Raw genomic sequence first — 14,320 nt, 5'->3', positions numbered from 1 at the left:
TCATCTCCTTAGCAATTGACGGACTTCTGTTCGAAAGGTTTCCAAATCTGAAATTCCATATTTGTCCATCACTTTTGGCAGATTATCAATGATTGTCGGACAGGCATATGGATCAGTAAAGTTGATGGTGCCAACACCAATTGCTGAAGCACCGGCCAACATCATTTCAAGCACAGCCTCAGCTGAATCTACTCCTCCCATTCCAATGATGGGAAGGTCAGATACCAGAGCAACCTGGCGAATCAATTTCAAGGCAACTGGAAAAATGGCCGGTCCAGACATGCCTCCTTGACCATTTGCGATGATGGGTTGTCTTGTTTTTAGATCATAGCGCGTGCCGACCAAGGTATTGATCATAGTAAAACCTGTTGCCCCTGCAGCTTCAACGGCTTTGGCAACTGTTGTGATATCGGCTACACTTGGAGTTAACTTGACATAGACAGGGACTTCAGAGACGTCTACAGCTGCTTTAACAGCATCATAGGCCAATTCTGGCACCTGCCCAATCAAGAGCCCAGCATTCCCATGGTCAACGTTGGGGCAAGAAATATTTAATTCAATAGCTTTAACATTTGGTGCCGTTGAGATTTTTCCAGCTACATGAGCATATTCTTCATTCGAGAAACCAGCAACATTGGCAATAATCGGTAAGTTAGGAAAATGCTGCGCCAACCACGGTAATTTTTCAGCAAGAACAGCGTCCACTCCTGGATTCTGAAGACCGATGGCATTGAGCATACCAGATGGAGTTTCCGCTACACGAGGAGTTGGATTGCCAAAACGTGGATGTTGAGTGGTCGCCTTGATCATGATGGAACCTAAACAATCCAAGTCATAATACTTGGCATACTCTTGACCAAAACCAAAACAACCCGAAGCAGGAATAATAGGGTTTTTTAAGTCTAAACCAGGAAGTGAAATCTGTAAGCGATTATTTGTCATGCCAACCTCCTATAAAACAATGCTGCCTGTATCAAAGACAGGACCATCTTCACACACCCGCTTATTGGCCGCATCTCCTTGATCTTTCAAATGCACCACACAGGCATAGCATGCTCCCATCCCACAAGCCATACGGGATTCCATTGACAAGTAGGCATGAGGGTGGTTCGCAAAGCGTTGGTCCACATATTTTAACATGCCAGGTGCCCCACAGGAATAAATGGCATCAAATTCACCCTCAAGTCCGTCTACTACTGTAGAGACATAGCCTGCTATCCCGTATGAGCCATCATCCGTTGTCACGTATACCTCACTGTACCGATTTAGCTCTTCTTCCAAAATCACCGCATCCCGATTGGCGAATCCAATGACAGAAATAACGTCAACGCCTTTTTCCTTTAGTTGCTTAGCTGTTTCCAGCAAGGGAGGAACCCCAATTCCTCCACCAATCAAAAGAGCCCTTTGACCTGAACCAATAACGGATAGATCAAAACCGTTGCCTTGAGGGCCCATGGTATCAACGATATCCCCTGCTTTCAGCCGAGACAAAATGGCTGTCCCTTCTCTCTCCACCCGGTAAATAATAGTTGCCTGTTGCTTTTCTTGGTCAATAAAGGCAATCGAAATCGGACGACGAAGCAACTTACTCGGATCTGGAACCCGCAAATGCAAAAATTGCCCTGCTTTCATATCCTTGGCCATTTGACCGGATAAGACCATCTCAAAAATAGCGGGTGCAATTTCTCTTTGAGCCACTACTCGTAAATCTTCTTTTAAGACCTGAAGCTTTTTGTTGCAACGTGGATCCATCTCTTCTCCTCACTCTTTACACAATAAAAACCCTGCCCGAGGGCAAGGTTACACGAAAATACAGAGAGATCTGACAGACTGACACTCTTGTTTTACCGGAACCTTGGCAGCCTCTCTGGACTGAATTAAAGGAATAGTTTAAATCATTATAGTCTGAAACGGTGAATAAGTCAAGGAAAATTAAAAAGCTCTCAAAAGAGCTTTCATTAGTCACGACCAAACAAATCACGCGTATACACTTTGTCTGCGACATCATCCAATTCATTATCGTAACGATTGGCGATGATAGCTTGTGATTTTTCTTTAAAAAGGGATAAATCATTGACCACTTCGCTTCCAAAGAAAGTTGTTCCATTCTCCAAAGCAGGTTCAAAAATAATCACCTTGGCACCTTTGGCTTTGATTCGTTTCATGACACCTTGGATAGAAGATTGACGGAAATTATCTGAATTGGCCTTCATCGTAAGACGATACACACCAATTACTACTTCTTTTTCCTTAGAGGGGTCATACTGACTACTTCCAACATAGGTATCTGCAATTTCTAACACCCTGTCTGCAATAAAATCTTTTCGTGTACGATTGCTTTCCACAATCGCTGACATCATATTTTGTGGCACAGCATCATAGTTAGCAAGCAATTGTTTCGTATCTTTGGGCAGGCAGTAACCACCATAGCCAAATGACGGATTATTGTAATGATCACCGATTCGTGGATCAAGTCCAACACCATTGATAATATCCTGTGTATTTAATCCCTTCATCTCTGCATAGGTATCCAATTCATTAAAATAGGAAACACGCAATGCAAGATAGGTATTAGCAAATAATTTTACAGCTTCTGCTTCTGTAAAGCCCATTATCAATACAGGAGTATCCTCATCAAGTGATTCCGCTTTTAGCAAACTAGCAAAGCCTTCTGCTTTTTGAGTCAAAGTCTCATCGGCAAGATTAGAACTAACAATAATCCGAGACGGATGTAAATTATCATAGAGAGCTTTTGATTCACGTAAAAATTCTGGACTAAAAATAATGCGGTCACAATTAAATTTTTTCCGAACTTGTTCTGTATAGCCAACAGGAATCGTCGACTTAATGACAATAATGGCAGCATCATTAACAGCCAATACTTGTTCAATAACAGATTCCACAGCTGATGTATCAAAAAAGTTTTTCTTACTATCATAATTAGTTGGTGCTGCAACCACAACATAGTCAGCACCACGATAAGCTGAGTCACCATCAAGAGTGGCAACTAACTGTAATGTTTTAGAGGCAAAATATTCCTCAATTTTATCGTCTTGAATAGGTGATTGACGCTTATTAATCAAATCAACCTTCTCTGGAATAATATCTACTGCAACAACTTCATGACTTTGCGCCAAAAGTGTCGCCAATGACAAGCCAACATAGCCTGTTCCTGCAACTGCTATTTTCATGTTAAATCTCTACTTTCTTTTTCTTATCAACAGACTTACTTGCTCATTTTTGGTAATAATCAAAAAGAGTAAGTAGAATACTAGAGAACTGATTCCAGATAAAGCGACTCTAATTAGAGCATGGTATGCATCTTGCCCTGGAATAAAGGTATTAAATATACTACATAATAATAAAACGATAACCGCCCCAGAGACAGAGCTGATTATTGTCTTATGATACAAAAGCTTATCAGCAAGAATTGTTTTTTTAGCTTGATAGCACTGAATAAGAAAGTTAATACATTCAGATAATACAGTGGTAAAAGCAGCTCCAGCAATGCCAATAAATGGAATCAAGATGAAATTACCAACTACATTGATAGTTGCTGAAATAGACGTTCCAATTAGAATTTTACGTTCTTGTCTTCCAATAATCAACATACAGTTTGTATAAATAGAAGCTAATAGAGCAAAAATTAAAGAGAAACTTAATATTTTCAGAGCCATATCACCAGCTAGATATTCTTTCCCACCAACAATCAGGATAATTGACTCGCTTAATATCATCATTCCAACTGCAATCGGAATCAATACCAAAACTAAAGAATTCAGAATGGTTTGAATATGGGATTTATATTTAGCCTTATTTTGGACCAACAAAGTAGTAAGTCTAGGAACAGCTACAACAACTGCAGAATTGATTAACATTTTTAAAATATTATAAATTTTTGAAGCGAAGCTATATTGACCTACATCAACATCTGTTTTAAGTATTCCTAAAATAGTGATATCAGAATTAACATAGATAATAACAGCCAATGAATTAACAAATAAAATAGCCATTGGCAAAATGAATTTTTTAAAAGGAATGGCTAAAGTAAAACGAACTTTGACATATTTTCGAATATAAAATAAATTAACTAAATTCCCACCATAAGATCCAAGCACCATAATAATACAATACTTAATGGTATCATCAGGATTTTTTACAAAAACAAAAATAGCAATTAGTGCCAAAATTTGAATTAAAATATAACGGATTGTGATATAAAGATAATCTTCATACACGGTATTTACCCAATCCAACCCAATTGTCGTTAAAAGAATGGATAAGCTATGAACCGCAACTAGTATTATATAGGTATTCAAACCTTTACTTAATCCAAGAATTAAAAATAGGAAAGCGTATGAAATACCAGTTGTTAAAACATTAAAAGAAAATAATTGAGAGGCTAAATTGGTAAAAGCTAGTTTATCCTCTCGAACACGAGCGCCTTCTCTGACAGCATAATTTGTTACACCAAAAATAGCTAATAATGCAAAATAACTGACTAGCGATGTCGAAAAATTATACTTTCCAAATTCTTCACTTCCTAATATCCTTGAAACATAAGGAAATGTCATAAAAGGAAAAACTATTGTCATAGCTTGCCTCGTTAGATTTAACAAGGCATTTATTTTAAGTGATTTTTTCTTCAAGTTTACTCCATTTCTAGATTAAAATTTAATTTTTATTTTATTATCATGAGATGTTAAAAAGATAAAAATAATAAAAATAAAAATTAAATTAGTTATAGTTCCAACTGATATATACGCAACACTATATTGTAAAATTGATGACGAAACTATCCAGTAAAATAAGTAAGCATATGTTAACACCCAATAACTTGATGATATAGCGGAATGCTTATTTTTTATCTTTCCGTAATATATCCATGCAAAAAAAACGGCAATTAATGCTATAAATACATACATTCCAAACAATCCAAAATCATGAAGTGGTCTTCTAAAAAAACTATAAATATTACTATATCCTAATCCAAGTCTTCTAAATTCTAAATTGTATGATGTTGATTCTGGACTAAGTCCCAATCTATGTAAAACCTTTAACAAACTAAAGAGGGATTCTTCTCCCCAAACACCTCTATTTACAGGATTGCGTAGGTAATCTGAAAACAAAACAATACCACTTGAAATATAAACTGCTACATATTCAAACATAGCCTTAGAAGTTTGTCTTCCTAGCAGAGCTAGTGAATAATAAAACGATGGAATTCCGATGATTAATGTAGAAATACCTATTCGAATCATTTTCCATGATAGATTTCGATTCCAACCATGTTGTTGATGCCATAAAATATAATATTCAATCAATATAGCACTAGCCAACCGAAGCATCCGACTACGACCAGCAGAGAAAATACTTGGTAAAATAGAAACAAGAATTAAAAGGAATAAAAAGATATTCGTTGACAACTTTTTCTTTTTAGAAATAATATTTTGGATAAAGAGGTAACTTGCTGCAAAACCAGACATTTCAACGATACGAATGAACTGTATGATAATTCCACTAACCAATTCTACTTCTGCACCACCTTTATTAGCAATCCCCATTCGTCGATAAAGTAGAAAAATTGATGACAATCCATTTCCACCAACAATACTTCGAATCTTTAAGTAATACCAAAATAAGATAATAATATTAAAAATTAATAAAAAGAATAGTTTTCCGTTAGATACTTGAAAGATTTGTTGATAAACACTCGGAGGTGAATATTGCTCTCGCTTGCTATTTCCATAAAGTAAGCTCGTAAATGACTCAGCACAAATAAAAACGAAAATACCGGATAAAATAATGGACATTGCCTGCCAGCTAAATTGAATATTCCACGGACCAATCATTGGTATCGCAAATAATGTACTGATAATAAACATTATCGTCATCAATACAGATGGAGCCAAAATGTCTCTATTAGATAAAATATATGCTAAGAAAAATAAGAGAATTAAACCCAATAGTAAAACATATAACATACTCATATATTCACCTTTTTATTTTTCATAATCTTCCATTAAATCTATAAATACCTTAGACGAATCAAGTAAACACTTATTAACAAAGGCAACCTTTTTATAAAGGTCTGAATATGTTTTATCCGTTGATACATCTTCATGATGAAGAACTTTTATTGTCGGATCATAAACAAATGATAAGCCTTCCTTCATTCCCCAATAATGAAGAATATAGGATTCATAATACATAAATGTTTTCGGATAAAAGCAATTTTCATATTTTTCAATAAAAGGTTTTGAAAAAATATAAGCAGCCCCATGCAGAGGTTTATTAAATTGTACATCTGTATAATTTTCAGATTGTCTTGGTGTTCCACCAGTATTTTTTTTCAAAAGATATTTTAAACGAAGCAAAAATTTAAAGCGATTTTTAAAAACTAGTTTTTTGTGCTCGGTTTTTAATTGCTCTAGTGTATAATTTTCACCTCTTTGAGGATTTTGATGCAATTCCCCCCTAGTAGAATAAATATCTGGGCCTAAGACATCAAATCGATATGTATCATAAGAATTTTGTATTCGTTCAACAAAATCTTCTTGCGTTAAAAAAACATCGTTATTCATTACAACAATAAACTCAGGGTGATGTTTTTTCGCTTCTTTATAACCAACATTATTTCCTTGTGCAAAGCCAAGATTTTTCTCTGTGATAATCACCGAAACTTCTTCGTCATTTTTATAATTTTTTTCTAACTCGAAACCAGATTTATTCGGAGAAGCATTGTCTACAATTACAATCTTTTTTTCAGATTTAACAAATTTCTTGATAGTCTCTACACAAGAGAGTGTCTCTTCAATTGCTTGATAATGCAAAAGTACAAATGAAATCATTTTATTTTATTCCTTTCCACAAATGTATTGACATCAGCTCTCGTAATTTCTTCAAATTTAAATGTTGAAGTCACTACTTCACACAATTCGATATATCTACGGACAAAAGCACCCAAAGTAGCATCATCAAAGTAGTCCATTTTAGACTCTTTTCTACCTCTTTTTTTTATAGAATCCCATAATTCCTCAAAAGATAAGGAAACTGAAACAACCTTTACTTCTTTTAATAATGGCTCAAAAAAAGCAATCAATTCAATCGTTTTTTCATTTGATAACCCAAAATTAATCGCTAGTGAGATGATTCGCTGCACCAATCCTTCATCTAATATATTTTTTGAACCTATCTTCAATTTATATGATGTAGCAACTAATATAATACTATCAATCATCAAATTCTTATCAGTTTCATGAAATAACGGTTGTGAAGATTCATTCTTTAATATTTTTTTTACATTTCTCTTAAAATACAAAGATTGTGGACTGTATTTTGATAGCAGTTTTAATTTCGCAAGAAACGGAGAAGTAGCCTTTTTACGAATAAGTTCCCGACTTGTACCTGTCAATTTTTCAACAATATATGTTTTGCCACATCCAGGCGGACCATAAAACTCAATTTTCAATATTTATTACCTAATTTCTATTACTTCATCATTGTCAGAAGACGGCTGATGTGTCTATCTGGAATATAATTATAGGAAGCATCTACACAATTTTTCTTAATTTGATACATTTCCTGTGAGGATCGATTAATTAACCATTCAATCCCAGATATTAAATCTGATGCTTCCGCACCAGGGTATATAAGACCTGTTCGACCAGTTTCAATCACTTCACTATTGCAGTTCCAATCACTTGCAATTACTGGAACTCCCGCAAAAAAGCTTTCAGTGATTGTACCAGCAATACCTTCTCCCTCCCAAAAAGTAGGAAAAAGAACGCCATAATAAGACTTTAAAATTTCAACTGCTCTACTAGTATCAACTTCCCCACAGTAACGAATCGCATCAGAAGAACTAGCTAGTAACTCTTCAAATTCATCATTAAAGTCCGGATCAATTGGACCATAAATCTCTAACAAAACCTTTTTTGTTTGAGATTTATAATTCAATGCTTCCACTGCTAAAATTGCTTCTTTGATTCCCTTTTTTTTCGTGACTCTAGAAAAAGTGCAAAATGCAAATGGTTCAGTATATTCTTTATCTAAAGATGAATAAGATACCGCAGTTTTTCTTCTAAAGTTTGGCATTACTTCGACATTTGTAATACCTCTTAACTCTAAATCTTTCTGTAACATCTCCGTTTCTACTAAATTCACATCAAAACCGTTTAAATACTTAACAAAACTAGGATTACTATCAACATGAATGCCAAATCTTCCACCAATAATATCATGAATAACATTTGTACCAAATAGTTTTTTTCCGAAATACAAGAGAGGGAAAAAGACTTTCATACCATTACTAGAAATTAAAAGAATAATATTTTTAGAAGTTATAATCGCTTTTATAGATGAAAAAAATAATTTTAGCGGATTTTTCTTACTATAATAAGTATCAATAATTTGAATTTCTTCATCAATAACTTCTTTTAATTCATTATATAATGTAAGTGTCTTGACAGTTTGTCCATCTGTAAACGTTTCTGCCCCCCCAAAATGACCGATTATCGCTACTTTATGTTTCATACTTCTCCTTATTCATATCCTTAATTAGATATTTCAAATAATTTTCCAATTCTTATATCAAATTCATTTGGTTCAATTTTTTGATATCCTGAAGCATGATAAAATGTAATTTCTCCAAAATAAATCTTGTTGTCAAAATAATAAAAATCTATCCTTGCATGTGGAAACTCCGAAGATAGTTTTTCAGCAATATCAATCATTTCTGTTAATCGTTCTGGTCTTGTTTCTAAATTTGGATTATTTGGATAACGAATACTTGCATCTAATTTATTCCACTGTCGATCGTAGATATTTCTAGTATAATTTGTATTTTTTATACCATCGATAACCGAGTTAGAATCTACAGTAATAAATTCAACCTTACCATTAAAACAAAAGAATCGATAATCATCTGGGATAGCATCCCCAAATTCAAGTAATTCTTCAACCAAAACACGATTTTTTACATCTTTATATGCCCATTCCCTCCCATAGGCATAATAATCAATTTTACTATACAAACCAAATAATTTTGAAATTTTTAATTTATCAAAAGAGTTCTTATCCGGAATAATTTTGTTAAAACTTGATCCGTTAGATAGCTTTACAATAAATTTATTTGGTAGTTTATCCCAATCAATTGATTCTATTGAATCGCCATAAGCTAAGAGTGGTATTAAGATTTCATTTGCACGTTTAAATCCAAGTTTATCAATGACAAAATCCCTAACTTCAATCTTATCTACACACTGATGCATTAATTCATTATGATACTGTAACTTGTATAATTGCAGTTTTTCATTATACGTTTGTGGATTTAATAAATTTAATTGTTTCCCAGTTCGATTTTTGTATTGGAATTTTATATATTTCTCAGAACTAAGAAATTTCGAAATAGCACTTATAAACCTAATTTTATAAGCTTTTAAGATATGCTTTTGATCATCATTTATGTGTAACATATTTCCCTCTAAATATTCCTTTTGTAATCCAGTAAGCTATTAGTCTAACTGAATTGAATATGGATAGTTTTTCGATCTCACGGTATACTTTCCAATGGTAAAAAATCAAACTTTTTTTATTTGCAGAAAGACTCCCTGAACTTTCACGATGAAATGATAAAGGATCAGTCAAACAATGAAGAGACTCTGCTTGTTTAATGACTTGCAACCACATCACATAATCGTTTCTTTTGCGAATATTTGGTATAAAAAACTTTCCTAATTCTTTTGCATTATAAATAACAGTTGAATTACCAGGACAATTTTTCAACAATTCCTCATAATCTGCCGTTTGCTTATACCTAACAACCCTGTGGAGATCGTTTGAAAATTCATCTATTTTACCATAATAGGTGCAAGTAAATAAATAATTATTTTCTTGCATAAACCGAATCTGTTTTTCCAACTTATCTATTTTCCACAAATCATCACTATCCAAGAAGGCAATAAAACCTCCTTTAGCTTTTTTTATAGCAGTATTTCTCGCAATAGCTGCACCACTATTTGTTGCTAAAAAATGATACTTGATTCTAGAATCATTAATCGCACATTTTTTTATCATTTTTCTAGTATTATCTGTTGAGCAATCATCAACAACAATTAGTTCCCAGTTTTGATAAGTTTGTCCTTGAAGAGTGCTTATTGTTTCATAGATGTATTTCTCTGCATTAAATGCAGGCATTATAATTGAAACTAAATTTTCCTCAAAATTTTTCATTTTAAATTCTATAACTCCGTTACCTCAATTGACTCTTCAAATGGTCTTACTTGATAATCAAATTCATATTGACTCATTTTCTTATCATATGTTAGATTTCCAAATAGCTTTTTAATGTTATCGTTGAAAAACATTTTTCGAATAAGTGGGTTTGCTATTTTAGAGGTAAAAATTCTATGATTGTGAAAATTTGCTATCTCTTTTACTAAATCAACAGTAGAAACATATTCTTTATTTTGCGGAAAGAATATTCCACTTTTTTCAAGTAAGATAAGATGCTTTATAAATTCACATAAATTATCAATGTGTAACATACTTCTTTGATTTTGATAGTTAGGGAAGATAGGAATTTTTTGTGCTAATTTTGATAATTTAGGATAATTTCCTTTTGAACCCTTACCGTAAATCATCGGAGGTCTAACAATTGCAACCTTAAAATTTAAATCCTCTAACTTTTGCAATCGCAATTCTGCCTGCCATTTGCTATCACCATAAAAATCACTTGGAGTTGGAATAGTATTTGCAGATATAACTCTTTCTCTTTCTGTACTATCCCCATAGACTATGATACTACTCATAAAAATAAATTGCTTTACTCCTTGGTTTTTAGCTAATATTCCAACTTTTTCAGTAAGATCTGTATTTACGCTATAATAAAGGTCTTTTTTCGATTTGTCTTTTGAAAAATGTGCAATCCCAGCAACATGAAAGACTGAATCATATTCAGAAAAATCATATTCTGCCCAATTGCAACTTTGCATGTCTAGTGTGTCGACTTGGAATAGTTCTTTTGATACAGATAACCATTTTTCAACAGATGTCCCTATATACGAATTTGCTCCAGTAATTAAAATGCGTTTCAAGTCTACTCTTCCTTCCTTTGTCCGGTGCCACCTTCAACGACACCTTCGCTTTTGGCAACACTAAGAAATGTTCCAAAGAAGCACTTCACATCCATCAAAAAACTCATGTTTTCAACATAATAACCATCTAGTTTTGACTTCACATCAATTTCTAGTTCATCACGGCCATTGATTTGGGCCCAGCCTGTCAATCCTGGACGAATAGAATTCGCGCCATATTTGTCACGCTCTTCAAGCAAATCATACTGATTCCACAAAGCTGGACGAGGCCCAACAATCGCCATTTCACCTTTGAAAATATTGAACAATTGTGGCAATTCATCTAAGCTTGTTTTTCTAAGAAAAGCACCTACTTTTGTAATCATTGCTGATGGATCTTTCAAAAGATGAGTTGGCATATCAGATGGAGCATCTACATACATACTTCTAAACTTGTAAATCATGAAATAAGTTTTGTCTTTTCCAACTCGTTTTTGTTTGAATAAAACTGGTCCCTTCGAGTCTAGTTTAATGGCTAAGGCAATTAACAATAAGACTGGACTCAAGACAATAATGGCACATCCTGAAATAATGATTGCTAATAATCTTTTTATAATTGGATACATTTTTACTCCTGTTTTGCAAATTCAATCAATTTTTCTTTCATGAGAACTGCATCATCTTCTAAAATGTTTGAAATAAATTCTTCCACTTCTTCTAAAGGTTTCGGTGTTACTTTTCCAACAAAAATCTTTTCCTGAATTTGTTCACTAACACGTTCAGATGAAGATAGTAATTCTTCGTATAATTTTTCACCTGGGCGAATCCCAGATTCAACAATACCAATTTCCTCAACTGTATGTCCACTTAACTTAATCACTTTTTTGGCTAAGTCAACAATTTTAACAGGTTCACCCATATCCAGTACAAAAACTTCACCGCCCTTGGCAAGATAGCCAGCTTGAATGACCAAGCGACTTGCTTCAGGAATTGTCATGAAATAACGCGTCATTCTAAAATCTGTTACCGTTAACGGGCCGCCCTTGGCAATCTGGTCCTTAAAGACAGGTACAACGCTTCCACGGCTTCCTAGAACATTCCCGAATCGGACAGCTACAAATTGTGTCTCATCTGTTCCGTTTAATCCTGTTACAATCATTTCAGCAACTCGTTTGGTTGCTCCCATTACGTTCGGTGGATTAACAGCTTTGTCAGTAGAAACCATTACAAATTTGGCAACATTTGCTGCTTTTGCTGCTTCAGCAACATTTTTAGTGCCGTAAATATTATTTTTAACAGCTTCTTTCGGATTGTATTCCATAAGTGGAACATGCTTATGAGCAGCAGCATGATAAACAACATCAGGCTGATAATTCTCCATAATATCAAACATTAATTCACGGTCTTGAATATCCGCTATTAAAGGAGTAATTGCGAACTGACCAACATATTTACTGGTTAATTCTCGGTGAATCAGATAAATAGAATTTTCTCCATGTCCCAATAAAAGCAATTTTTTAGGCTTCAATTTTGATATTTGACGACAGATTTCTGAACCAATCGATCCACCCGCCCCTGTTACCAACACCGTCTTGTCAGAGAAAAATTCACTCAATTGGCTTTGGTCTAGAACAATCTCTTTGCGACCTAATAAATCAGCAATATCTACTTCTTTCAAGTGACTCGTTGAAACTTTGCCAACAACTACATCTTCAACACTTGGCATGGTATTTACTGTCACATTCAATTGGTTACAGATATCGACCAATTTCTCCCGTTCAGCACCCGCTAGTGATGGAATTGCAATTGTTACCTGGTTCACATCATAATTTTTTACAATATAAGGAATATCATTTCGATCCCCCAAAACCTTGATTCCGTGAATATAGGTTCCATGTTTATTGACATCACCATCAACGATACCAACAATTTCAATGTCACTACTTCCACTAAGAACAGTATTTACGAACAAACGCCCACCTGATCCTGCACCAACTACCAATGTTCTCCGTTTTTTCTTTTTAGAAGGAAGAAAAGCAGAGGATTCTCTTATCTCAGTCAATATACGCCAGGTTAATCGAGGCAACATTAATACCGGAAAAGTGAAAAACCAAGATAGGAATAAAAATCGGTAACTATATTCTTTAAAGAAAAAGCTCAGTAGCAACAAAGCAAAATGGGCAGCAGTAACCGATAAAAACAAACTAAACAAAACGCGGTAATCTGTATATCGATTGATAATAGAAAATATTTTTAAATGTGTTGCAATTGCAAAATAGAATGTCAGAATTATAGCGACTGATATTAGAAATTCTACCCTGCTAATACTGGTAAAAAAATCAACGAAGGCTAGTGAAAGTTTCATTGAAAATAAGATAAGTAATGTATCAATCATGATTAAAATGATTCGTTTTGTTGACCGTTTTAAATTTTTCAATATAACCTCCACTATCTCAATCGTATTCTTTTTTATGTATATGTACAAAGGCGTATTTCCTACGCCTTTGCCTCTACTATTGTATTGATACTATTTTTTAGTTTTATTCTTTCCATACTCACCATAGTTCCCATATGCACCATAAGATCCATACGCTCCATAGCGATCTTTTGTTGTATCAACTTTGTTTAAAATCACTCCCAAAAATTGGGCTCCACTTTGCTCCATCTGTGCAACAGCTTTTTTTACAAATCGGCGACTGATAGCTCCAGATTCAGTTACTAAAAGACTTGCATCTGTTTTTTGAGCAATAATCGCAGCATCTACTACTAAGCCAATTGGTGGAGTATCGATGATAACATAATCATAGATATTTCGAACTTTTTCAACCATGGTCGCAAAATAGTGGTTTTGTAAAAGTGTGGTTGGATTTGGAGCAACTTGTCCAGCAGGAATAAGATGCAAATTCGGAACGCTAGTATCACTAATAACATCTGCTAATCCAACATGACCAGATAGATAACTAGTTAAACCGTGATATGCGCCCTCTGCTTTAAACGTTCCCGACATAACTGAATTCCGAATATCGGCATCAATTAATAACGTACGATAGCCTGCAGTTGCAAAAGAAATCGCTAAATTCGTTGAGGTTGTCGATTTCCCCTCACCGGGTTGTACAGAGGTCAAAGCGATGACTTTAAAATTACTACCACTAAATTGAATATTTACACGAATAGCATTGTAGTACTCTTCCATGGCATTAACCATTTGGGCTTTGGCTCTACCTAATACAAATTGTGTCATTTTA

At 34.1% G+C, this 14,320-nt stretch carries 14 protein-coding genes; all 14 read right to left on the bottom strand.

From position 1 onward, the window contains the following. Positions 1 to 942 (bottom strand): dihydroorotate dehydrogenase, encoded by a 942-nt coding sequence (locus ACVR1I_RS04240; RefSeq protein WP_447442794.1) that lies wholly within the window; start codon positions 940 to 942, stop codon positions 1 to 3. A 9-nt stretch (positions 943 to 951) separates the two neighbouring features. Continuing rightward, positions 952 to 1,752, bottom strand: coding sequence for a dihydroorotate dehydrogenase electron transfer subunit (locus ACVR1I_RS04235; protein ID WP_447442793.1), 801 nt, complete (start codon positions 1,750 to 1,752; stop codon positions 952 to 954). 206 nt (positions 1,753 to 1,958) lie between these two features. Continuing rightward, entirely contained in the window at positions 1,959 to 3,191 is a 1,233-nt protein-coding gene (locus ACVR1I_RS04230) for a nucleotide sugar dehydrogenase (RefSeq protein WP_447442792.1), read from the bottom strand. 9 nt (positions 3,192 to 3,200) lie between these two features. Then, positions 3,201 to 4,649, bottom strand: a complete 1,449-nt coding sequence (locus tag ACVR1I_RS04225; RefSeq protein ID WP_447442791.1) for a flippase — start codon at positions 4,647 to 4,649, stop codon at positions 3,201 to 3,203. Between the two features lie 18 nt (positions 4,650 to 4,667). After that, positions 4,668 to 5,990: an O-antigen polymerase gene (locus tag ACVR1I_RS04220; RefSeq protein ID WP_447442790.1), complete on the bottom strand. Its 1,323-nt coding sequence runs from the start codon at positions 5,988 to 5,990 to the stop codon at positions 4,668 to 4,670. Between the two features lie 12 nt (positions 5,991 to 6,002). Continuing rightward, on the bottom strand, positions 6,003 to 6,851 hold the full coding sequence (locus ACVR1I_RS04215) for a glycosyltransferase (protein ID WP_447442789.1): 849 nt from the start codon (positions 6,849 to 6,851) through the stop codon (positions 6,003 to 6,005). Beyond that, positions 6,848 to 7,471: a P-loop NTPase family protein gene (locus ACVR1I_RS04210; RefSeq protein WP_447442788.1), complete on the bottom strand. Its 624-nt coding sequence runs from the start codon at positions 7,469 to 7,471 to the stop codon at positions 6,848 to 6,850. The genes ACVR1I_RS04215 and ACVR1I_RS04210 overlap by 4 nt, the downstream gene beginning before the upstream one ends. 20 nt (positions 7,472 to 7,491) lie before the next feature. Then, positions 7,492 to 8,535 (bottom strand): glycosyltransferase family 4 protein, encoded by a 1,044-nt coding sequence (locus ACVR1I_RS04205; protein ID WP_447442787.1) that lies wholly within the window; start codon positions 8,533 to 8,535, stop codon positions 7,492 to 7,494. A 20-nt stretch (positions 8,536 to 8,555) separates the two neighbouring features. After that, positions 8,556 to 9,476 (bottom strand): ATP-grasp fold amidoligase family protein, encoded by a 921-nt coding sequence (locus ACVR1I_RS04200; protein WP_447442786.1) that lies wholly within the window; start codon positions 9,474 to 9,476, stop codon positions 8,556 to 8,558. Continuing rightward, a complete protein-coding gene (locus ACVR1I_RS04195) occupies positions 9,460 to 10,233 on the bottom strand; it encodes a glycosyltransferase family 2 protein (protein ID WP_447442785.1) in 774 nt (257 codons plus the stop codon). The genes ACVR1I_RS04200 and ACVR1I_RS04195 overlap by 17 nt, the downstream gene beginning before the upstream one ends. Before the next feature lie 8 nt (positions 10,234 to 10,241). Further along, positions 10,242 to 11,096: an NAD-dependent epimerase/dehydratase family protein gene (locus ACVR1I_RS04190; protein ID WP_447442784.1), complete on the bottom strand. Its 855-nt coding sequence runs from the start codon at positions 11,094 to 11,096 to the stop codon at positions 10,242 to 10,244. Positions 11,097 to 11,098: 2 nt separating this feature from the next. Continuing rightward, positions 11,099 to 11,701, bottom strand: coding sequence for a sugar transferase (locus ACVR1I_RS04185; protein WP_447442783.1), 603 nt, complete (start codon positions 11,699 to 11,701; stop codon positions 11,099 to 11,101). Positions 11,702 to 11,703: 2 nt separating this feature from the next. Further along, positions 11,704 to 13,470, bottom strand: coding sequence for a polysaccharide biosynthesis protein (locus ACVR1I_RS04180; RefSeq protein ID WP_447443011.1), 1,767 nt, complete (start codon positions 13,468 to 13,470; stop codon positions 11,704 to 11,706). Between the two features lie 132 nt (positions 13,471 to 13,602). Then, on the bottom strand, positions 13,603 to 14,316 hold the full coding sequence (locus ACVR1I_RS04175; RefSeq protein ID WP_447442782.1) for a tyrosine-protein kinase: 714 nt from the start codon (positions 14,314 to 14,316) through the stop codon (positions 13,603 to 13,605). Between the last annotated feature and the right edge of the window lie 4 nt (positions 14,317 to 14,320).

The organism is Streptococcus cameli, from assembly GCF_053207365.1.
This window is presented reverse-complemented; position numbering and strand designations above follow the sequence as displayed.